This is a genomic window from Neisseria sp. Dent CA1/247, from assembly GCF_022870825.1.
Lineage (GTDB): Bacteria > Pseudomonadota > Gammaproteobacteria > Burkholderiales > Neisseriaceae > Neisseria > Neisseria zoodegmatis.
The window spans coordinates 839,646-859,410 of record NZ_CP091522.1; the positions used below are offsets into that span (position 1 = coordinate 839,646).

At 50.4% G+C, this 19,765-nt stretch carries 22 protein-coding genes; 8 read left to right on the forward strand and 14 right to left on the reverse strand.

All coding sequences use genetic code 11. The features are described from left to right. The first annotated feature begins 63 nt into the window (after positions 1-63). A complete protein-coding gene (locus LVJ85_RS04080; RefSeq protein WP_004283928.1) occupies positions 64-969 on the forward strand; it encodes an ABC transporter permease in 906 nt (301 codons plus the stop codon). After that, positions 966-1,760: an ABC transporter ATP-binding protein gene (locus LVJ85_RS04085; RefSeq protein ID WP_004286190.1), complete on the forward strand. Its 795-nt coding sequence runs from the start codon at positions 966-968 to the stop codon at positions 1,758-1,760. Before LVJ85_RS04080 ends, LVJ85_RS04085 begins: the two co-directional genes overlap by 4 nt. 142 nt (positions 1,761-1,902) lie before the next feature. On the opposite strand, the gene LVJ85_RS04090 is transcribed toward LVJ85_RS04085, so the two are convergent. The 10 genes from LVJ85_RS04090 to iscR form a co-directional block, all read right to left on the reverse strand. Beyond that, the gene (locus LVJ85_RS04090) at positions 1,903-2,340 is read right to left on the reverse strand and encodes a hypothetical protein (RefSeq protein ID WP_244741676.1); all 438 of its coding nucleotides are present in this window, start codon (positions 2,338-2,340) and stop codon (positions 1,903-1,905) included. A gap of 148 nt (positions 2,341-2,488) precedes the next feature. Further along, entirely contained in the window at positions 2,489-4,702 is a 2,214-nt protein-coding gene (locus tag LVJ85_RS04095) for a bifunctional (p)ppGpp synthetase/guanosine-3',5'-bis(diphosphate) 3'-pyrophosphohydrolase (protein ID WP_244741678.1), read from the reverse strand. A 139-nt stretch (positions 4,703-4,841) separates the two neighbouring features. Next, complete coding sequence (locus LVJ85_RS04100) at positions 4,842-5,378, reverse strand: inorganic diphosphatase (protein ID WP_115133738.1); 537 nt, start codon at positions 5,376-5,378, stop codon at positions 4,842-4,844. 131 nt (positions 5,379-5,509) lie between these two features. Next, the gene (iscA, locus tag LVJ85_RS04105) at positions 5,510-5,830 is read right to left on the reverse strand and encodes an iron-sulfur cluster assembly protein IscA (RefSeq protein ID WP_244741680.1); all 321 of its coding nucleotides are present in this window, start codon (positions 5,828-5,830) and stop codon (positions 5,510-5,512) included. Between the two features lie 196 nt (positions 5,831-6,026). Continuing rightward, positions 6,027-6,263 carry a recombinase RecA gene (locus LVJ85_RS04110; protein WP_244741683.1) on the reverse strand — a complete coding sequence of 79 codons (237 nt, stop codon included), beginning with the start codon at positions 6,261-6,263 and terminating at the stop codon, positions 6,027-6,029. A gap of 43 nt (positions 6,264-6,306) precedes the next feature. Then, on the reverse strand, positions 6,307-6,573 hold the full coding sequence (locus LVJ85_RS04115; protein ID WP_244741685.1) for a DksA/TraR family C4-type zinc finger protein: 267 nt from the start codon (positions 6,571-6,573) through the stop codon (positions 6,307-6,309). Positions 6,574-6,584: 11 nt separating this feature from the next. Beyond that, the gene (gene iscU / locus LVJ85_RS04120) at positions 6,585-6,971 is read right to left on the reverse strand and encodes a Fe-S cluster assembly scaffold IscU (protein ID WP_085362860.1); all 387 of its coding nucleotides are present in this window, start codon (positions 6,969-6,971) and stop codon (positions 6,585-6,587) included. A 187-nt stretch (positions 6,972-7,158) separates the two neighbouring features. Then, a complete protein-coding gene (locus tag LVJ85_RS04125; RefSeq protein WP_231990485.1) occupies positions 7,159-7,869 on the reverse strand; it encodes a hypothetical protein in 711 nt (236 codons plus the stop codon). A 107-nt stretch (positions 7,870-7,976) separates the two neighbouring features. Continuing rightward, on the reverse strand, positions 7,977-9,191 hold the full coding sequence (locus tag LVJ85_RS04130) for an IscS subfamily cysteine desulfurase (protein ID WP_244741688.1): 1,215 nt from the start codon (positions 9,189-9,191) through the stop codon (positions 7,977-7,979). Between the two features lie 33 nt (positions 9,192-9,224). Then, complete coding sequence (iscR, locus tag LVJ85_RS04135; RefSeq protein WP_244741690.1) at positions 9,225-9,668, reverse strand: Fe-S cluster assembly transcriptional regulator IscR; 444 nt, start codon at positions 9,666-9,668, stop codon at positions 9,225-9,227. 286 nt (positions 9,669-9,954) lie between these two features. On the opposite strand from iscR, the gene LVJ85_RS04140 reads away from it, so the two are divergent. From LVJ85_RS04140 to dut, 4 genes are all read left to right on the forward strand, one after another. Next, positions 9,955-11,127 (forward strand): alpha-hydroxy acid oxidase, encoded by a 1,173-nt coding sequence (locus tag LVJ85_RS04140; protein ID WP_244741693.1) that lies wholly within the window; start codon positions 9,955-9,957, stop codon positions 11,125-11,127. Between the two features lie 266 nt (positions 11,128-11,393). Next, positions 11,394-12,551, forward strand: coding sequence for an ATP phosphoribosyltransferase regulatory subunit (locus LVJ85_RS04145; protein ID WP_244741695.1), 1,158 nt, complete (start codon positions 11,394-11,396; stop codon positions 12,549-12,551). A 13-nt stretch (positions 12,552-12,564) separates the two neighbouring features. Next, the gene (locus LVJ85_RS04150) at positions 12,565-13,863 is read left to right on the forward strand and encodes an adenylosuccinate synthase (protein ID WP_244741697.1); all 1,299 of its coding nucleotides are present in this window, start codon (positions 12,565-12,567) and stop codon (positions 13,861-13,863) included. Between the two features lie 89 nt (positions 13,864-13,952). Continuing rightward, positions 13,953-14,405 carry a dUTP diphosphatase gene (gene dut, locus LVJ85_RS04155; protein ID WP_085362866.1) on the forward strand — a complete coding sequence of 151 codons (453 nt, stop codon included), beginning with the start codon at positions 13,953-13,955 and terminating at the stop codon, positions 14,403-14,405. Between the two features lie 84 nt (positions 14,406-14,489). On the opposite strand, the gene LVJ85_RS04160 is transcribed toward dut, so the two are convergent. Together LVJ85_RS04160 and LVJ85_RS04165 are read right to left on the reverse strand one after the other, a co-directional pair. Next, complete coding sequence (locus tag LVJ85_RS04160) at positions 14,490-14,582, reverse strand: methionine/alanine import family NSS transporter small subunit (protein WP_085362867.1); 93 nt, start codon at positions 14,580-14,582, stop codon at positions 14,490-14,492. Then, complete coding sequence (locus LVJ85_RS04165; RefSeq protein WP_244741700.1) at positions 14,579-16,102, reverse strand: sodium-dependent transporter; 1,524 nt, start codon at positions 16,100-16,102, stop codon at positions 14,579-14,581. The genes LVJ85_RS04160 and LVJ85_RS04165 overlap by 4 nt, the downstream gene beginning before the upstream one ends. Before the next feature lie 445 nt (positions 16,103-16,547). Here LVJ85_RS04165 and mpl point away from each other — a divergent pair, with 445 nt between their 5' ends. Next, complete coding sequence (gene mpl / locus LVJ85_RS04170; RefSeq protein ID WP_244741702.1) at positions 16,548-17,927, forward strand: UDP-N-acetylmuramate:L-alanyl-gamma-D-glutamyl-meso-diaminopimelate ligase; 1,380 nt, start codon at positions 16,548-16,550, stop codon at positions 17,925-17,927. Positions 17,928-18,176: 249 nt separating this feature from the next. Here the strand turns inward: mpl and LVJ85_RS04175 are convergent, their stop codons facing one another. Continuing rightward, positions 18,177-18,308, reverse strand: coding sequence for a DUF3149 domain-containing protein (locus LVJ85_RS04175; RefSeq protein ID WP_085362918.1), 132 nt, complete (start codon positions 18,306-18,308; stop codon positions 18,177-18,179). Between the two features lie 396 nt (positions 18,309-18,704). Here LVJ85_RS04175 and LVJ85_RS04180 point away from each other — a divergent pair, with 396 nt between their 5' ends. Then, positions 18,705-18,905, forward strand: a complete 201-nt coding sequence (locus LVJ85_RS04180) for a hypothetical protein (RefSeq protein ID WP_115133729.1) — start codon at positions 18,705-18,707, stop codon at positions 18,903-18,905. An 80-nt stretch (positions 18,906-18,985) separates the two neighbouring features. Here LVJ85_RS04180 and dcd read toward each other — a convergent pair whose 3' ends face one another. After that, positions 18,986-19,552 (reverse strand): dCTP deaminase, encoded by a 567-nt coding sequence (gene dcd / locus LVJ85_RS04185; RefSeq protein WP_085362872.1) that lies wholly within the window; start codon positions 19,550-19,552, stop codon positions 18,986-18,988. Positions 19,553-19,765: the final 213 nt, after the last annotated feature.

The following is a 19,765-nucleotide window of genomic DNA, read 5'->3' on the forward strand; positions in this document are numbered from 1 at the left end:
TGCGGGTTTCGCAAACACATTTGTTTGTCAGTTTTAAATATTGTTTAGGAAGTTTCCCATAAGATGAGCTTGATTGCTTTTTTCGGCGGTATCGAAGCTGGCCTGATTTACGCTTTGGTGGCGTTGGGCGTGCTGATTTCGTTCCGCATTCTTGATTTTCCCGATTTGACTGCCGACGGCAGCTTTCCCTTGGGCGCAGTGGTATTTGCCGTTTGCGTCGGCTCGGGCATGAACCCGTGGCTGGCGTGTTTGGCCGGTGCCGCCGCCGGTGCGTGTGCCGGTATGGTTACGGCGTGGTTGAACGTATCGCTGAAAATACTGCCGCTGCTGGCCAGTATTTTGGTAATGGTGGCTTTGTATTCGGTGAATCTGCGTATTACAGGCGGCACGCCGAACCTTCCGCTGATTGGTGCGCCCAGCGTGTTTTCCCCGTTTGTGGCCGAAGATTACAGCAACCAATTTTGGGTGCAGCCGCTGATTATTTTAGGCTTCGTCGTGCTGGCCAAATTGCTGCTGGATTGGTTTTTCAACACCAAAACCGGCTTGGCGATGCGCGCCACCGGCGTTAACGCCCGCATGGCCAAAGCGCAAGGCGTGGCTACTTCTAAAATGATTGTGTTGGGCATGGCGATTTCCAACGCCTTGATTGCTTTGGGCGGAGCGCTCTTTGCCCAAACCACCGGCAGCGCCGATTTGGCCAGCGGTATCGGCACGATTGTGATCGGCTTGGCGGCGGTGATCATCGGCGAGAACTTATTGGGCAGCAAACGTATTATTTTCATTACCTTAGCTGCCATTTTGGGCGCATTGGTTTACCGTTTGCTGATTGCGTTTGCGCTCGGCAACCAATTCCTGCAAGGCTTGGGCGTGCGCCCGACCGACCTGAACCTGATTACTGCCATCCTCGTTGTGCTTGCCCTGCGTTTGCCGATGATGAAACGCGCTTTTAAAAGGAAACAGACATCATGATGCGCGCCGACAATTTAAAAATCACCTTCAACGCCGGCACACCGATTGAAAACCCCGCCATGCGCGGCATGAGCCTGCATATCCAAGACGGCGAATTTGTAACCGTGATCGGCAGTAACGGCGCGGGCAAATCCACTTTCCTCAACGCCATCAGCGGCGATTTGATGGTGGACAGCGGCAGCATCCACATCGACGGCCAAGACGTGACCCGCCTTCCCGCCCACAAACGCGCCCATCTGGTCGCCCGCGTTTTCCAAGACCCGCTGGCCGGCACTTGCGAAGCCCTCAGCATCGAAGAAAACATGGCGCTGGCCTATTCGCGCGGCGGCAAGCGCGGTTTGGGTTTTGCACTGAATAAAGAAAACCGCGAGCTGTTCCGCGAAAAGCTGGCGATTTTAAAACTCGGCCTAGAAAACCGCCTCACCGACCGCATCGGCCTGCTTTCCGGCGGCCAACGCCAAGCCGTGAGCCTGCTGATGGCCAGTTTGCAGCCGAGCAAAATCCTGCTGCTCGACGAGCACACCGCCGCACTCGACCCCAAAACTGCCGCGTTTGTGCTGGAGCTGACCGACAAAATCATCGAAGAAAACAAACTCACCGCCATGATGGTAACCCACTCCATGCGCCAAGCACTCGACCACGGCAACCGCACGGTGATGCTGCATCAAGGCAAGGTGGTGTTGGACGTATCCGGCGAACAACGTAAAGGCATGGACGTGCCCGATTTGCTGGATTTATTCGAACAAACCCGCGGCGAAAAAGTATCGGACGATGCTTTGCTGTTGGATTAAATAGAAGCGGTAGATATGTGTGAGGCCGTCTGAAAAGTTTTTCAGACGGCCTTCACTTATATTTCGCTTTATTCAGTAATGCTTGTGAAAAAAGAGATTCAACAATGTCTGCTTGAAAAAGGTTGGGTGTGTTTAGCGATGTTTACGGAGCATCATCTACCTCTACGCCTAAGTTGTCGCTTAACCATTTGCCGTCGATTTTAATGGCTTTCCAACGCACGATGAGCGGTTGGCCGTTAACGGAGGTAGTTGTGGTGTGTATAACAGCTTGATTTTTTTTATTACCGTATTCAATACGCTGAACAGTAAAATTTTTCTTCCAGCGGTCGTTGGGGTTTTCCCATCCGAGTGCCAGATATTCTGCCATTGAGGTGCGGCATTCTTCCAAACTTTGTACCGAAGTGCAGTATTCGGGAGAAATGTAGGCAGCATCGGCAAAACTTTTGGCGTTTCCTGTGGCTCGGGCGTTGTGGAATACGGTAGCAAGCTGTTTTAGTGCTTCATCATCCGCAGGTGCTGCATGAACGTTTAAAGGAATGAATACAGCAGAGAGTAACAGGGTATATAAGGCGGTTTTCATGGTTGGTCTTTCTGTATTAAAAGATAAAACGATGTGAGAGTTCGGTCATTCAAGGGTTGGCTATAACAAGGCCGTCTGAAAACATCTTTTCAGACGGCCTCTTCCTTGATTGAAGTGCAATCTATCCGACTTTGGCACACAAAGCCGTTTACAACCGGGTCACACTCAACACGCCTTTTACTTCGGAGAGGCTGGCCAATACGCGCGGTAAGTCGTTGACTTGTCGCACTTCCAGCGTAAAGCGCATGCTGGCTTCCAAGTCGCGGCTTTGGGTTTGCACGGCGGTAACATTGAGTTTGTGGCGGGCGAAGGTGTCGGATACGTCGCGCAGCAGGCCGCCTCGGTCTTGTGCGCGGATTTCGACATCTACGGCAAATACTTGCCCTTCTTGGGTTTGCGCCCAGCTTGCGCTCAATACTTTGTCGGGGGCTTGTTCGGCAAGGTGTTGGAACGACGGGCAGGTGCGGCGGTGTACCGAAATGCCGCGCTCACGGGTTACGAAGCCGACAATCTCATCGGGCGGGGCGGGTTTGCAGCATTTTGCCAAAGTGGTCATCAGGCCGTCTTCGCCATCGATCAGCACGCCGTTTTTGCCGCCTTTTTTGATTTTCGACTGTTTGACGATGGTGGTTTCGTTTAACGGCGGAGGAGGCGGTTCGACCAATGTACCGCAGGCTTTTTGTACTGCGCGCGGGGAAACTTCGCCTTGGCCGACGGCGGTGTATAAATCGTCGATTTTTTTGAAGCCGAGTTTTTCGGCCAAGTCTTGCAGATTGGGTTTGCAGGATACTTTGGCGAGCTGTTTTTCAAGCTGGTTGCGGCCGTTTTCGCGCACGGCGTCGGCGTTTTGCTGGCGGATGAACGCACGGATTTTACTGATGGCTTTGTTGGACTTCACCCAGCCTTCATACAGCCAGTTGACGGAAGGGTTGCCTTCTTTGGCAGTAATGATTTCTACCCGCTGGCCGTTTTCGAGCGGTGTGGAAAGCGGCACGATTTGGCCTTCCACTTTCGCGCCGCGGCAGCGGTCGCCGATGCTGCTGTGCAGGGCGTAGGCAAAGTCGATGGGGGTGGAGCCGGTGGGCAATGAAAGCACTTTGCCGTGCGGGGTCAGCACATAAATGGTGTCGTTAAACAGCTCGGTGCGGAAGGCTCCGGCCAAGTCTTCGCGGTCGTGGTCGGCCATGTTTTCGCGCCAGTCGAGCAGTTGGCGCAACCAAGCGATTTTTTGCTCGTAGGCGTTGTCGCCTTGGCCGCCTTCTTTATAACGCCAGTGGGCGGCGACACCGAATTCGTTAAACTGGTGCATATCGAAGGTGCGTATCTGCACTTCGATACCTTTGTCTTCGGGGCCGACAACCACGGTGTGCAGGCTTTTGTAGCCGTTGCCTTTGGGCTGGGCGATGTAGTCGTCGAACTCCCCCGGAATCGGCTGCCACAGGCTGTGTACAATCCCCAGCGTGGTATAGCATTCGGGAATGGTATCGACCAAAATGCGGACGGCGCGGATGTCGTACAAACCGTCGAAGCCGATTTTTTTCTTCGACATTTTGCGGTAAATCGAATAGATGTGTTTCGGGCGGCCGGCCACATCGTAGTGAATATTGTATTTGTCTAATTCCGTGCGCAGGTCTTGCAGGAAGTGCTCGATATATTCCAGCCGCTCGGTGCGTTTTTCATCGAGCAGACGGGCGATTTCTTTGTATTGTTCGGGGTTTTGATGGCGGAAGCCCAAGTCTTCGAGCTGCCATTTGAGCTGCCATACGCCCAAACGATTGGCGAGCGGGGCGAAAATATCCAGCGTTTCTTTTGCCAACGCGCGTTTTTCTTCGCTGTCGGGCAGCACGCCGATAAACTGCATGGTGCGGGTGCGCAGGGCGAGTTTGATTAGCACGACGCGGATATCGCTGACCATCGCCAACAGCATTTTGCGCATGGTTTCGGCCTGCTGGGCGCGCTCTTCGGGCGTGGCAAGGCTGTCGACGCGGGCGAAGTGGGTAAGTTTCTGTACTTCGTCTATGCCTTTGACCAGATTGGCGACGGTTGCATTGCATTTTTCGGCAACGGCTTCCTGCCAGTTGGGGCAATACGAGGATATTTCGGTGAGTATGGTGGCGGCCACGGCTTCGGGCAGCAAGTCCATGTCGGCAACCATTTGCGCCGCGCCTAGGAAATTGCTCATTAAGGGTTCGCCGTTGGAGGTCAGGCCGTCCACGGGATAATGTTCTTCCGCCAGTTTGCGGGCGTTGAGCAGCAGTTGGGCATCGCGTTCGTTGAGTGTGGCAACGTATTCGTTGAACCATTTATAGTAGTTGTTGAGATCCGGTGCGATGCTGCTGGGTGCCTGTACGATGTGTGTCATTGCTTTCCCCGATAAGTCCGATATGGAAGGGCTATTGTATAGTTAAATTTGGTGAAAACCAATCGGCGGCAGTTAGAAAGGGGGCAAAAAACAGGCCGTCTGAAAGGTTTCAGACGGCCTGTTGTTCTTTAATGTAGAATTACTTGGCTTCGGCGTTCCAGCGCTCGATAGATTCTTTAATCACGGCTTTGGCTTCGGCTACGTCGCCCCAGCTTTCCACTTTGGTGCAGCCCGGTTTTTTCAGGGCTTTGTAGTTGTTGAAGTGGAATTCGATTTGTTTGATTAATTGCTGCGGCAGGTCTTGCAGGCTGTTGTAGGCGTTGCCGTTGCTGCGGTCGTCGGCGGGTACGCACACGATTTTGTCGTCCACTTCGCCGTCGTCAACAAATTTCATCACGCCGATAATTTTGGCTTCCAAGAAAACACCGGTAGCCAAAGGCTGTTCGGTAATCAGCAATACGTCGAGTTCGTCGCCGTCTTCGTCGAGGGTTTGCGGGATGAAACCGTAGTTGGTCGGTTTGGCGAAAATGGCAGGCTCTACGCGGTCGAGTTGGAACGCGGCCAGTTTGCGGTTCCATTCGATTTTGTGATTGCTGCCTGCGGGAATTTCGTTTACTACGTTGATGATGCCGCCGTCAACGTCGCCGGGGGTAAGAATCTGATTAAAATCAGCCATGATGAATCCTTGTTTCGAGGTGGTTTTTAAACGGGTGCGAGTATAACATAAGCTGCATTGAGAGGCCGTCTGAAAGTGAGTTTCGCGAAGTTCGCAAAACTCACTTTCAGACGGTCTCGGGTATCTTGCAATCAAACGTGGAAGCTCTCGCCGCAACCGCATTCGTCTTTTACGTTCGGGTTTTGGAACTTGAAGCCTTCCTGCAAGCCTTCTTTGGTGTAGTCGAGCTGTGTGCCGTCGAGGTAAACATGGCTTTTCGGATCGACAAACACTTTCACTCCGTGGCCTTCGAATACCAAATCTTCGGGCTGGATTTCATCTACAAATTCAAGCGTGTAGGCCATGCCGGAGCAGCCGCTGGTTTTTACGCCCAAGCGGATGCCTTCGCCTTTGCCGCGTTTGGTGAGGAATTTTTGGATATGGTCGGCGGCTTTTTCGGTTAATGTAATCATCGTCTTATCCTTTACGCTTATGTGCGGGTATTTCTTTGCTGCGGGTATTTGTTGTAGGGCGGGCATCTCTGCCCGCCGTTGCATAACGAGCAAAATGTTATACAGTAAAAATTATTCATTTCCCCAAGCAGCGGGCAGAGATGCCCGCCCTACGGTTTTTCAGACGGCCTTTATGAGCTTTGAGGCCGTCTGAAAATCAATTTTGCGCCTTGGCCCATTCTACCGCTGCGACAATGGCCGCTCTGGCTTGCGGGCTGTTTTTCCAGCAGGTCGAGCCGGTTAACGCCGCGCCTTGCTGCAAAATATCGTCCACATCTGCCGCAGCGAGTTTGGCGGTGTCGTCCAAGCCCATTTGCTGCAAGCGTCGCAAAATGGTTTTGCCTACGCCTTTTTGTGCCAGCAGGGATTGCTGTTGTTCGGGAGTGAAGGGCATGGCGATCACCTTGTTTTTAAATGCGTTTGTGTTTTCAGACGGCCTATTTTAATTGGCTGTCTTTGCTGCCGCGGCGGTTATAGGCCGTCTGAAAAGCCTGTTGTTTGTCGGCTTCTTCTTGGCAGGCAATACATAACTGCACGCCCGGTAAAGCTTGGCGGCGGGCTTCGGGAATCGGTTCGCCGCATTCGACACATTCGTGCGCACTTTCACCTGCGGGAAGGTGCTGCCGAACCAAAGCCAGCGCATCTTCCAGCGAGGCTTCGATTTGCTCTTGCTCCGCGCCGTCCGGCGCCCAGCCGCCCGCCATGTTGTTTAGCCTTATTCCGCGCCGTGTTTCTTTTTGTAGTCGGAAACTGCGGCTTTAATCGCGTCTTCCGCCAAAATCGAGCAGTGCACTTTTACCGGCGGCAATTCCAATTCTTCGGCGATTTCGCTGTTTTTAATCGCCAAGGCTTCGTCAAGGCTTTTGCCTTTTACCCATTCGGTAATCAGTGAAGAAGAGGCGATGGCCGAGCCGCAGCCGTAGGTTTTGAACTTGGCATCTTCAATCACGCCTTGGTCGTTCACTTTGATTTGCAGTTTCATCACGTCGCCGCAGGCAGGCGCACCGACCATGCCGGTGCCGACCGATTCGTCGTTTTTGTCGAACGAGCCGACGTTGCGGGGGTTTTCGTAATGATCAATCACTTTATCGCTGTATGCCATGATGTGGGTTCCTTGTGTATATATTGGGTTGTTCGGTTTATTTAAGGCCGTCTGAAAAAGAATTCAAGGAGGAGAGGGTATCAAGGGTAGCTCGGGGTGTTAAATATTTAGCAAGTTAGACTGTTAAGCTCAATATTTCAAAAAGCTTTTACGAGCTTGTTGAGTTTAACAACCGCACCTACACTTGCTATGGTTTACTAGGTAATAGATTCAGCTCTCCAGATTGCAACATTAATTTTAAAAATGGTTCTAAAATATGCGGATGAGTTGATAATGCTCGAATTACTTCAATGGGATCGGTTGCTTCTCCACGTTGTTGTTTTGAAAATAAATCAATCAATTCTGGAGATTGAAGTAATGACATCATAATTTGTAGCTCTAATGGTTCTTCTTTAGAGAATTCGGGAAATTTAAAAGAAGTTAATTTTGCAACTTCTAAGAAATGGTTATCTGGTCTACTATTATCTTTGTCAAGGCTGTCAAAGGTTTGCAAAAGCTTACTAGATAGATCTTTTAGCCCTTGCGTTGAATTTTCATATTCAATATATCTTAAAGATGCAATATCAAAAGGAACTTTTGCATCTTTATCTTTAATAATAATAGTTCCTGGCCTACATGCGTGTCGTAATCCAAGTTCATAAAATACATTGGGATTAGGATAGCTGACATCTGCAATGATGTAATCAGAATACATTATTCTTTGTACTATATCAGTTGTGATTGTTCCCATCGCTGAAACTTCATCTGCGCGTGTAACTTCAATATTGGGGCGTGCTTTTAAGATGGCTTCCTTAATTAAATTATCATACCTTGACTTTAGATCTTCAGCTGTAACGGCTTGTCCATTATGGTGCTGATCTCCTATTGCCATAACAACAAAACATGTTTTATTGGACATAATATTTAACCTTGTTTCTGTATTTTATTCGATAGTAATAAACAATATTTCAACTAGATTTTGATTTAAGCGCTTAACTACGGTTTTTCAAACAGCATGTAGAGTAATTAATGCTCCGCCCACTCAACCGTATTCAAATCAATCCCTTCTTTAAACATTTCCCACAGCGGTGAAAGTTCACGCAGTTTGCCGATTTTCGATTTAATCAACTCGGCGGCGAAAGCCACTTCTTCTTCGGTGGTCATGCGGCCGAAGGTAATGCGCAGGGAAGAGTGTGCCAACTCGTCGTTGCGGCCAAGGGCGCGCAAAACGTAGCTGGGTTCCAGCGAGGCGGAGGTACAGGCGGAGCCGCTGGATACGGCGAGTTCTTTTACGGCCATGATCAGGCTTTCGCCTTCGACGAAGTTGAAGCTCACATTGAGGTTGGTGGCGACGCGGTGTTCCAAATCGCCGTTGATATACACTTCTTCAATGCCTTCGATGCCTTTGAGGAAGATTTCGCGCAGCTTGAGGGCGTGGGCGATGTCTTGTTCCAATTCCAAACGTGCCAAGCGGAAGGCTTCGCCCATGCCGACGATTTGGTGGGTGGGCAGGGTGCCGGAGCGGAAGCCGCGTTCGTGGCCGCCGCCGTGGATTTGGGCTTCGAGGCGTACGCGGGGTTTGCGGCGTACATACAGCGCGCCGATGCCTTTGGGGCCGTAGATTTTGTGGGCGGACATGGAAAGCAGGTCGACTTTGGCGGCTTCTACGTCCACAGGGGTTTTGCCGCAGGCTTGGGCGGCATCTACGTGGAAGATGATTTTGTTTTCTCGGCAGATTTCGCCGATGGCGGGAATGTCTTGAATCACGCCGATTTCGTTGTTAACCCACATCACGGAAATGAGGATGGTATCGGGGCGGATGGTGGCTTTGAGTTCTTCCAAATCAATCAGGCCGTTTTCTTGCACGCCGAGATAGGTTACTTCAAAGCCTTGGCGTTCGAGTTCGCGCATGGTGTCCAAAACGGCTTTGTGCTCGGTTTTCACGGTGATGAGGTGTTTGCCTTTGGTTTTGTAGAAGTGCGCCGCGCCTTTGATGGCGAGGTTGTTGGATTCGGTGGCGCCGCTGGTGAACACGATTTCTTTGGAATCGGCGTTAATCAGTCGGGCGATTTCGTTGCGGGCGTTTTCTACTGCTTCTTCCGCCGTCCAGCCGAAGCTGTGGCTGTTGGAAGCGGGGTTGCCGAAAAGCTCGGTCAGGTAGGGAATCATTTTTTCGGCTACGCGCGGGTCAACGGGGGTAGTGGCGGCGTAATCAAGGTAAATCGGGGTTTTAACGGTCATGGTTCGGTCTCTTTCGTTTTTATATTTCGGTATTTAGTGGATGTGGGTGAAGGTAACGACTTTGCCGTTGCTTTCGTTTTTCTGGTCGACGATGTTTTGCAGGGTAACGCTGCTTAAGTAGTCGTGAATGGTTTTGTTCAGGCTTTCCCACAATTCGTGGGTCAGGCAGGCGGTGCCGTTGTGGCAGTTGGCTTTGCTGCTGCATTGTGTGGCGTCGAGTTTGTCTTCGGCGGCGGCGATAATTTGGGCGATGTTGATTTCTCCGGCCGGTGCGGCAAGGATGTAGCCGCCGCCGGGGCCGCGCAGGCTTTCTACCAACCGGGCGCGGCGCAGTTTGCTGAACAGTTGTTCCAAATAGGAAAGGGAAATATTCTGCCGCTCGCTGATGGCGCTGAGTTTGACGGCGCCGTTTTGCGCATTCATGGCCAAATCTATCATGGCGGTAACGGCAAATCGTCCTTTGGTGGTTAGTCGCATGATGTATTGTGGTTTGTGTTGTATTGGTATGGTGGGGGATTGTCTAATATCTGAGTGTTTTGGTCAAGTATGTTGCTGCGGGAATTGTTTGGGTTTATCGAAGCTATAAAATTTTTCAGACGGCCTTTAAAAGCGGCTTTTAGAACAAAAGAATGATGGAAAAGAGCATAAAAGCGTTTGCAATAAACAGGGGCTTGGTATAGATTGATAAGGATTATCAGATAGCCGCGTGGAGGCCGTCTGAAAAATGTTTGTTGCCAACTCTATTTTTGAAGGTGGATTCAGTATGAAACGCGATTTGAGCAAGATGACCTGTATCGAAGATTTGCGCCGTGTTGCGCAGCGCAAAGTGCCGAAGATGTTTTACGATTATGCCGATTCCGGGTCGTGGACTGAAACGACTTATCGTGAAAATACTACTGATTTTCAAAAGATTAAATTCCGCCAGCGGGTGTTGGTAAACATGGAAGGCCGCAGCTTGGCAACGAAGATGATCGGCCATGATGTGAAAATGCCGGTAGCCATTGCGCCGACCGGTTTTACGGGCATGCAGCATGCCGACGGTGAAATTTTGGCGGCGCGTGCGGCGGAAAAATTCGGTATTCCGTTTTCACTTTCTACCATGTCGATTTGTTCGATTGAAGATGTGGCGGAGAATACCAGTGCGCCGTTTTGGTTTCAGCTTTATGTGATGCGCGACCGCGAGTTTATGGAAAACCTGATTAAGCGTGCTCAGGCGGCGAAGTGTTCGGCGCTGATTTTGACTGCCGATTTACAGGTTTTGGGCCAGCGCCACAAGGATATTAAAAACGGCTTGTCTGCGCCGCCCAAACCGACGCTGGCCAATTTGCTTAACTTGGCAACCAAGCCCGAATGGTGCATGAAAATGCTGAACACCGAGCGCCGCACGTTCCGCAATATTGTCGGTCATGCGAAAAACGTGGGCGATTTGTCTTCATTGTCTTCTTGGACTTCGGAGCAGTTCGACCCGCGCTTGAGCTGGGACGACGTTGCCCGCATCAAAGATTTGTGGGGCGGCAAGCTGATTATCAAAGGCATTATGGAGCCGGAAGATGCCGAGCTGGCCGTGAAGAGCGGTGCGGACGCGATTGTGGTGTCGAACCACGGTGGCCGTCAGCTCGACGATACGATTTCCTCCATCAAAGCTTTGCCGGATGTAGTCAGCGCGGTGGGCAGCGATATCGAAGTGTGGCTCGACAGCGGTATCCGCAGCGGGCAGGATATTTTGAAAGCATGGGCGTTGGGTGCGCGCGGCACGATGATTGGTCGTGCATTCCTGTACGGCTTGGGTGCGTATGGCGAAGAGGGTGTTACCCGCGCGCTTGAAATTCTGTATAAGGAAATGGATATCTCCATGGCGTTTACCGGTCACCGCGATATTCAGAATGTTACCGAAGATATTTTGGTGCAAGGCACTTATCCTGAAGCCGGATACTGAAGTTGAATGGAAGATAATGTTTAAACAGGCCGTCTGAAAATATTTTCAGACGGCCTGTGGCGCGTGTGGGAAAGGCAAAAACAGACTGCATGAATTGTTGTTTTATGTTAAAGTCTGATTTTAACCACGCGGCAGTTTGGACTGCCGGAAAAAAGGCTGTTTGAATTTAAAATCAGGTAATAAAAGCAGAAATGCTGTGATACGCACAGAGATTCTGCCCGATTTTAAGCTTAAACAGCCTTCATCATGTTTACGGAAAGAGTTTCATGCAGTCTTGGCAGCTACCCGAACACATTGCCGACATCTTGCCTTCTACCGCGCGCCAGCTTGAGAGTGCGCGGGAAAAGCTGTTGGCTTTATTCCGTGTACACGGATATGAATTGGTGCATCCACCGCTGATGGAATACAGCCACTCTCTGCTTACCCGCATTGACGCGGGTTTGTCGCTGAAAACCATCCGCGTCGTCGATCAACTCAGCGGCAGGCAGCTCGGTATCCGTGCCGATATCACGCCGCAGGTGGCGCGCATTGATGCTCATCTTTTGTCGGCCAACAACGGCATCAACCGCTTGTGTTATGCAGGCTCGGTGCTGCACGCCCGTCCGGACGGTTTTCTGAATACCCGCGAGCCTTTGCAGGTGGGGGCGGAGCTTTACGGCTTTGCAGACATAGCGGCAGATATCGAGCTGATTGATTTGATGCTGAAAAGCGTAAGCATTGCCGAATTCGGCGATATTTTGCTGTCGTTGGGGCACATCGGCGTATTCCGTGCATTGGCCGATGCAGCCGGTTTGAATGAAGCGCAGGCGGAGCAATTGTTGGCCTTGATGCAGGATAAAGACGCGGCGGCGGTTCGCAACCAAGTCGAAGCATGGCAGCTTGACGGCATGTGGGCGAAAGCGTTTGCCTTGCTGCCGACTTTGTACGGCGGTCGCGAAGTGCTGCAAGAAGCGCGTAACCGTTTGCCCGATTTGTTTGCAGTCGGCAAAGCATTAGACGAACTGCAAGCGGTTTGCGATGCCTTCCCGCAAAGAAGCATCCATATCGATTTATCCGAATTGCGCGTGGACAACTACCACACCGGCTTGCTGTATGCGGCTTACGGCAGCGATTGCCACGATGCGGTGGCGCGCGGCGGACGTTACGACGGTTTGGGTAAATATTTCGGCCGTGCCCGCCCCGCAACCGGCTTCAGCTTCGATTTGCGTATGTTTATCGGGAGTTTGCCGCACAGCGAACAAACCTCTTTTATTGCCGTGGCGCATCAAGATGTGGCGGCGGCGCAGGAAGCGATTGAACGGCTTCGTGCCGAAGGACATTGCGTTGTGATAGATTATGGTGTCGAACACAACGGCACGAAGCAGACGAAACGCCGTCTGAAAAAGCAGGGCGGCGATTGGCAGATTATTGAAACAGAAATTTAACAGGTTAGATATTATGGCTAAAAATGTAGTAGTAATCGGCGCACAGTGGGGCGACGAAGGCAAAGGCAAAATCGTGGACTGGCTGGCGGAAGAAACCGCCGGTGTGGTGCGCTTCCAAGGCGGCCACAATGCGGGTCATACGCTGGTTGTCGGCGGTAAAAAAACCATTCTGCGCTTGATTCCGAGCGGCATTCTGCACGAAAAACTGGAATGCTTTATCGGCTCAGGCGTGGTGGTCAGCCCCGAAGCCTTGTTGGGCGAGATTGACGAATTGAATGCAGCCGGCGTGAAAAACGTAGAAGGCCGTCTGAAAATCGCCCCTACCGCTACTTTGATTCTGCCTTACCACATCGCCCTCGACCAAGCCCGTGAAGCCTCGCGCGGCAGTGGTAAAATCGGCACGACCGGACGCGGCATCGGCCCGGCTTATGAAGACAAAGTTGCCCGCCGCGCCATCCGCATGGTTGACCTGTTTGACATTGAACAACTGAAAGCCAAATTGCAGTCGAATATCGAATACTACAATGTTCAGTTGCAACACCTGCACAAAGCCGAACCGGTTAAATTTGAAGACGTGTTGGCTGTGGTGGAAAAATTCGCAGGCCGCATCAAGCCGATGATCAGCGATGTGTCGCGCACGCTTTATGAGAAAAACCAAAAAGGTGAAAAGCTGCTGTTTGAAGGCGCACAAGGTACTTTGCTGGACATTGACTACGGCACATATCCTTTCGTCACTTCTTCCAACTGCTTGGCCGGAGCCGCTTCCGCCGGAGCCGGTGTGCCGCCGCAAATGTTGAATTATGTGTTGGGTATCGTGAAAGCCTACACCACGCGTGTAGGTTCCGGCCCGTTTCCCACCGAATTGTTTGACGACATCGGCGCAGGCTTGGCCAAACGCGGACATGAATTCGGTTCGGTAACCGGTCGCGCCCGCCGTTGCGGTTGGTTTGATGCCGCCGCCTTGAAACGTTCCATTCAAGTGAACGGCATTTCCGGCATGTGCATCACCAAACTTGACGTGATGGACGGCATTGAAGAGATCAAAATCTGTACCGGCTACCAACTGCCCGACGGCAGCAAAACCGACATCCTGCCTTTCGGTGCAGATGCGGTGGAAGGCTGCACACCGATTTACGAAACCATGCCGGGTTGGACGGAATCGACTTTCGGCGTGAAAGAATTCGACAAACTGCCTGCCAATGCCAAAGCGTATTTGAAGCGCATTGAAGAAGTGTGCGGCGCGCCGGTAGCAATCGTTTCCACCGGCCCCGACCGTGAAGAAACCATCGTATTGCAGCATCCATTTGCTTGATTGAAGGTTGGTATCTTGGAGGCCGTCTGAAAATTTCAGACGGCCTTTGTGTATAATGACCCCGTTTTGACTTTCGCAACGGATATATCATGCAAACAGAAGTGGAATTGAAAATCTTAAACCCCAAAATGGCCGAGCAGTTGCCGGCGTATGCAACCCCCGGTTCTGCCGGCTTGGATTTGCGTGCCTGCATTGATGAGGCGGTGGAGTTGCAACCCGGCGAAACCTTTTTGGTGCCGACAGGTTTGGCGATTCACTTAAGCAATCCTGCTTATGCGGCTATGCTGCTGCCGCGTTCGGGCTTAGGCCACAAGCACGGCATTGTGTTGGGTAATTTGGTGGGTTTGATTGATTCGGATTATCAGGGTGAACTGAAAGTGTCGGTGTGGAACCGCGGTAAGGAAGCGTTTACCATTCAGCCGTTCGAGCGGATTGCTCAAATGGTTATCGTGCCGGTGATTCAAGCCTCGTTTAAAGTGGTGGATGAATTTGCCGCCAGCGAGCGCGGAGAAGGCGGTTTCGGTAGTACGGGTAAAGCGTAATTTATTCTGATTTGTCTCAAGCATTCTAAATAAAAAGGCCGTCTGAATTTTTTCAGACGGCCTTTGCTACATCAAACAAACGCTTTATTCTTTAGGTAAACGGATTACCGAAATGATGAATCCACCCCAAATAATAGCCAGCGTTATCACAAGCATCATGATGGCGGTGCTGCTCATTCTTTGTCTCCTTGGTTGTTATCAGGATTAAAAGGCTCTTCTTTTCTCCACGGCATCAACGACAACACGATGGCCAATACGATAAGCGCCAGCGACATACCCCAGCCGAACACGTTTAAGAACCAATCCGGGTAGCCTTCGTAGTTTTTTTCCAGCAATGCAGAGGTGTCTTTAAACAGCATGTAACCCAAGATGATGATGGTTACGCCGATGCAGGCATACCAAATCGGGCCGACTTTGAACGATGAAACGGAGTTGATATGGTCGCGCAAAACCGGCAGATTTTTGCTGGCGGCAATCGCCAATACATACAGGAACCCGGCGGCAACGATACCGTAGGTGTTCACGAATTTGTCCATCACATCCAATACCGGCAAGCCTGTGGTGGTGCCGAAGAGGAGGGTGGAAATTACCATCATGGGTACGCATACGGCAAACGTAGCAGTTACGCGACCCAGTTTCATCTTATCTTGCACGGCAGCGATGATCACTTCTACGATGGAAATCATAGAGGTAATACCGGCGAATACCAGCGAGCTGAAGAACAACACGCCGATCAAAGAGCCGAAAGGCGCTTGGTTGATGATGGTGGGGAAAGCGATAAAGGCCAAACCGATACCGGAAGAGGCTACTTCGCTCACTTCTTTACCGTTGGCAGCAGCCATGAAGCCCAATGCGGCAAATACGCCGATACCGGCCAATACTTCAAAACTACTGTTGGCAAAGCCTACCACCAAGCCTGTGCCGGTGAGGTCGGATTTTTTCTTCAGGTAAGAAGAGTAAGTAATCATAATGCCGAAGCAGATAGACAGCGAGAAGAAGATCTGGCCGTATGCCGCTACCCATACGCTCGGCTCGGAAAGTTTAGACCAATCCGGCGTAAAGAGCGCGTTCAAACCTTTTTCTGCGCCCGGCAAAGTGAGCGAAATACCGACCATGATTAAAAACATCACGATCAACAAAGGCATGAAGAAGCTGGAAGAGCGTGCCACGCCTTTTTGTACGCCCAAAGCCAAAATCAGCAGAGTGAAAACCCACACGCCTACCAAGGGGCCGGCTACTTTGGCAACGAAGTCCAAGCCCAAAGACGCACCGTCGGCCATTTGCAGATAGTCTTTAAAGAAGAATGCCTGCGGGTCTGCGCCCCATGCACCGATTAGCGAGTAATAGGTATAGCTGGCTGCCCAGCCGATGATGACGGCGTAGTAGATACAGATGATGACGTTGGTCAGCACGTTCCACCAGCCGAAAGGTTCGAAGGCTTTATTGACGCGGCGGAAAGCCAAAGGTGCGGAACCGCGGTTGCGGTGGCCTAAGGCGTAGTCTAAAAACAGCAGGGGAATACCCGCAGTCAGCAAGGCGACCAAGTAGGGGATGATGAACGCGCCGCCGCCGTTTTCATAAGTAACATAAGGGAAACGCCAGATGTTGCCCAAACCTACCGCCGAACCGATGGCGGCAAACATAAATGCCCGTCGGCTTGAGAAGGTTTCGCGCTTGGATTGATTTGAATCAGACACAATCGTACCTCGTGAAGAATAAAATGTGTTTTACTGCCGGATGGTTTGACGGGCATTTGCCTGTTCCGGCGCACGGCTGCTTGATTCGGCTTTTAAAAAGAAATCGGCTGTGAAACGACTTTTGTTTAAAAAACGTATCGAAGCAGGTTATTTGCAGTCAATAAAATATCAACATGTACGGTATCATACTGATTTATGTAAAGTTGTGCGAGAAAAATTTAAAGCGGCGGTGTGTTTTTCAAATAAACCGGCAAGCATGATGCGAATAGAAGTTTTTTCGACCGTTTGGCAGTTGTGTGCCGGCTGCGTTGTGCAGGCCGTCTGAAAATCAAGTATCCGCTTTCGGAATAAAAAATGGGCGGGTAATCCGCTTCTTTGTCAGACGCATATATCGGCAGGGCAGCGATTCACTATATAATAAGCCTTTTTGTTAAGAACCCTTATCATGAAACACATACACATTATCGGCATCGGCGGCACTTTTATGGGCGGCGTGGCGGCGATAGCCAAAGAGGCAGGATTTAAAGTAACCGGCTGCGATGCCAAGATGTATCCGCCGATGAGCACCCAGCTTGAAGCACTCGGCATTGATGTGCATGAAGGTTTCGATGTCGCCCAGTTGGATACGTTTCAAGCGGATGTGTATGTGATAGGTAATGTGGCCAAGCGCGGCATGGATGTGATAGAGGCGGTATTAAACCGAGGGCTGCCTTATATCTCCGGCCCGCAATGGCTGGCTGAAAACGTATTGCACCATCATTGGGTGCTGGCCGTGGCGGGAACGCACGGTAAAACCACCACGGCTTCCATGCTGGCTTGGGTGTTGGAATACGCAGGCTTGGCGCCCGGTTTCCTGATTGGCGGCGTACCTCAAAATTTCAGCGTGTCCGCCCGTTTGCCGCAAACGCCCAAGCAGGATCCGCACAGCAAATCGCCTTTCTTTGTGGTGGAGGCTGATGAATACGATACGGCGTTTTTCGACAAGCGCTCCAAATTTGTCCACTACCGCCCGCGCACTTGTATTTTGAACAATCTGGAGTTCGATCACGCCGATATTTTTGCCGATTTGGCCGCCATTCAAACCCAGTTCCATCATTTGGTGCGTACCGTGCCGTCTGAAGGCTTGATTGCATGTAACGGCACGGAACAAAGTTTGCGCGATACCTTGGCGAAAGGCTGTTGGACGCCGGTGGAGTTTTTCGGTGGCGAAAACAACTGGCAAATCGGCGAAGTCGATTCAGACGGCTCGTTCGATGTGTTGTTTGAAGGTAAAAAAGCAGGCCGTGTCGCTTGGCAAATCATAGGCGAACACAACCGCATGAATGCTTTGGCCGTTATTGCAGCCGCCCGTCACGCCGGCGTGGACATTCAGACGGCCTGTGAAGCACTAAGCCAATTTAAAAATGTGAAACGGCGCATGGAAACCAAAGGCGTGGTGAACGGCGTAAGCGTCTATGATGATTTTGCCCACCACCCCACCGCGATTGCCACAACCGTTGCCGGTTTGCGCCAAAAGGTAGGCAGCGGGCGCATCTTGGCCGTGTTGGAGCCGCGTTCGAACACCATGAAGCTCGGCACGATGAAAGACGCTTTGCCGGAAAGTCTGAAAGAAGCGGATCATGTATTCTGCTACGCCGGCGGGCTGGATTGGGATGTGGCCGAAGCACTTGCTCCGTTGGGAAGCAAATTGTATGTAAACCGTGATTTCGACGCTTTCGTGGCGGAGATTATCCGCCATTCGCAAAGTGGTGATCACATCTTGGTAATGAGCAACGGCGGTTTCGGCGGTATTCACGACAAATTGCTGTCGGCATTGGCCAAATAATTTTCGGGAACCTTTCCTCCATCGCTTTAAATTATGTGTATTGGTTTCTCATTTAAACGCATTAACCTATCAGGCCGTCTGAATTTTCAGACGGCCTGAATCTATTAATAGGTATGTTTGAGCATCTTGATGTTTGAAGGAATCAGCAAGCGGAAAAATAGTGTGTAAGCGGTCAAAAAGCCAAAAAAAAGGGGTGGCAGACCGCCACACCCAAACACACACACATCAAGAGGAAAGAGATGAAAAAAATTAGTTTCCGGATTTATCAGCTTGCTTTTTAACCCAGAAGAATAAAACAGTTGCAATTACGATAACAAACACAATCGTCAGTAAAGACATGATGCCTACCGGCGATTCAAATAATTCGTTGAGTAGTTCCATAATGTGTTCCCAGTAATATTCGTTATTAGATTTAAGGCACATTATAGATAAAAATCATTATCGGTATTTGATGCAGGTCAACCTTCTATGAAGTTACTGCGTTTCAAAAATTAAAGTGTTCGGTATGAGTGCGGAAACATAGCCAATCGGCCAAGTGAGTGAAAAACAATAGCTTTATTCAATCCATTTGCAAGTGTTAAGAATGTCTGCATAGGGAAGTTTGTGCTTGGATAGATAAAATATTTATCATTAAAATAATTACTTACGTTGATTTCTTTCCGCCTGTGTGCAATCCGAACCGCCTGAGTGATAATTAGCTTGCAGTTATGTCATTCGATTTATCCTTCCTGTCGTATAGATGAAAAGTGGATGTAAAACTTCAAAAAGGAGGGAATCATGCGTATTACTGTTTTTGTAGTGGCGGCTGCCTTGTTGGGCGGTATCTACTATGTTCAGGAAAGCCCCCAAATTAAGCAGAAGATTAAACACACGTTCAGCCGTGAAAATCTGCTGGAAGTGAAATTTAAAGACCCTGAAAAACAAAAAGAATATGAAAGAAACAAATCTTCATTGTTTTATCCGGATTCCAAATCATAACAATAAGGCCGTCTGAAAATATTCAGACGGCCTTATTGTTTGGATGGCGAAAGAGTTTCGTCCAAGCTGTTTGTTTGCTCTTAAGTTTTAGGCAAAGTCACGCCGGTTTGGCCCATGTATTTGCCGTTACGGTCTTTATAGGACGTTTCGCACACTTCATCGCTCTCAAAAAACAAAACTTGAGCCACACCTTCTCCGGCGTAGATTTTGGCCGGAAGAGGAGTGGTATTGGAAAATTCCAACGTAACATAGCCTTCCCATTCAGGCTCGAAAGGCGTTACGTTCACGATGATGCCGCAGCGGGCGTAGGTGGATTTGCCCAAGCATACGGTCAGCACATTTCTCGGGATGCGGAAATATTCAACCGTGCGCGCCAAGGCAAAAGAATTGGGCGGGATAATGCAGAAATCGTCTTCAACGGTAACGAAGTTTCGGGGGTCAAAATTTTTGGGATCGACTATCGTGCTGTTGATGTTGGTAAAAATTTTAAATTCATTGGCGCAACGGATATCGTAGCCGTAGCTTGAGGTGCCGTAGGAAATGATTTTTTTACCGTCGATTTCTTTAATCTGATTCGGCTCAAACGGCTCAATCATCCCGTGTTGTTCGCTCATACGGCGTATCCATTTGTCCGATTTAATGCTCATGTTTTTCCTTTTGATCAGCTGGTGTTTTCAATAGCTCGTGATGGGGCAGGGCAAGGTTTGGCCGTTGCTCAGATGGTGGGATTGTACCAGGTTCACCGCTACATAATGAATGGGATTTATTTTCGTGCCGGGTTTCTTGGCTGCATGATTTTCAGACGGCATTGATAAAACATTTCGTCATACCCAGTAAAGGCCGAGGTATGACGAAAATTG

Excerpts from the sequence above, each read along its gene's own strand:
- LVJ85_RS04110 (WP_244741683.1), bottom strand. The coding sequence starts at position 6,263 with ATGCCCTTCACTCCCGAACAACAGCAATCCCTGCTGGCACAAAAAGGC.
- LVJ85_RS04125 (WP_231990485.1), bottom strand. The coding sequence starts at position 7,869 with ATGTCCAATAAAACATGTTTTGTTGTTATGGCAATAGGAGATCAGCAC.
- dcd (WP_085362872.1), bottom strand. The coding sequence starts at position 19,552 with ATGAGCATTAAATCGGACAAATGGATACGCCGTATGAGCGAACAACAC.
- iscR (WP_244741690.1), bottom strand. The coding sequence starts at position 9,668 with ATGCGACTAACCACCAAAGGACGATTTGCCGTTACCGCCATGATAGAT.
- LVJ85_RS04115 (WP_244741685.1), bottom strand. The coding sequence starts at position 6,573 with ATGGCGGGCGGCTGGGCGCCGGACGGCGCGGAGCAAGAGCAAATCGAA.
- LVJ85_RS04090 (WP_244741676.1), bottom strand. The coding sequence starts at position 2,340 with ATGAAAACCGCCTTATATACCCTGTTACTCTCTGCTGTATTCATTCCT.
- mpl (WP_244741702.1), top strand. The coding sequence starts at position 16,548 with ATGAAACACATACACATTATCGGCATCGGCGGCACTTTTATGGGCGGC.
- LVJ85_RS04140 (WP_244741693.1), top strand. The coding sequence starts at position 9,955 with ATGAAACGCGATTTGAGCAAGATGACCTGTATCGAAGATTTGCGCCGT.
- LVJ85_RS04085 (WP_004286190.1), top strand. The coding sequence starts at position 966 with ATGATGCGCGCCGACAATTTAAAAATCACCTTCAACGCCGGCACACCG.
- LVJ85_RS04150 (WP_244741697.1), top strand. The coding sequence starts at position 12,565 with ATGGCTAAAAATGTAGTAGTAATCGGCGCACAGTGGGGCGACGAAGGC.
- LVJ85_RS04095 (WP_244741678.1), bottom strand. The coding sequence starts at position 4,702 with ATGACACACATCGTACAGGCACCCAGCAGCATCGCACCGGATCTCAAC.
- LVJ85_RS04100 (WP_115133738.1), bottom strand. The coding sequence starts at position 5,378 with ATGGCTGATTTTAATCAGATTCTTACCCCCGGCGACGTTGACGGCGGC.
- dut (WP_085362866.1), top strand. The coding sequence starts at position 13,953 with ATGCAAACAGAAGTGGAATTGAAAATCTTAAACCCCAAAATGGCCGAG.
- iscA (WP_244741680.1), bottom strand. The coding sequence starts at position 5,830 with ATGATTACATTAACCGAAAAAGCCGCCGACCATATCCAAAAATTCCTC.
- iscU (WP_085362860.1), bottom strand. The coding sequence starts at position 6,971 with ATGGCATACAGCGATAAAGTGATTGATCATTACGAAAACCCCCGCAAC.
- LVJ85_RS04180 (WP_115133729.1), top strand. The coding sequence starts at position 18,705 with ATGCGTATTACTGTTTTTGTAGTGGCGGCTGCCTTGTTGGGCGGTATC.
- LVJ85_RS04160 (WP_085362867.1), bottom strand. The coding sequence starts at position 14,582 with ATGAGCAGCACCGCCATCATGATGCTTGTGATAACGCTGGCTATTATT.
- LVJ85_RS04080 (WP_004283928.1), top strand. The coding sequence starts at position 64 with ATGAGCTTGATTGCTTTTTTCGGCGGTATCGAAGCTGGCCTGATTTAC.
- LVJ85_RS04175 (WP_085362918.1), bottom strand. The coding sequence starts at position 18,308 with ATGGAACTACTCAACGAATTATTTGAATCGCCGGTAGGCATCATGTCT.
- LVJ85_RS04145 (WP_244741695.1), top strand. The coding sequence starts at position 11,394 with ATGCAGTCTTGGCAGCTACCCGAACACATTGCCGACATCTTGCCTTCT.
- LVJ85_RS04130 (WP_244741688.1), bottom strand. The coding sequence starts at position 9,191 with ATGACCGTTAAAACCCCGATTTACCTTGATTACGCCGCCACTACCCCC.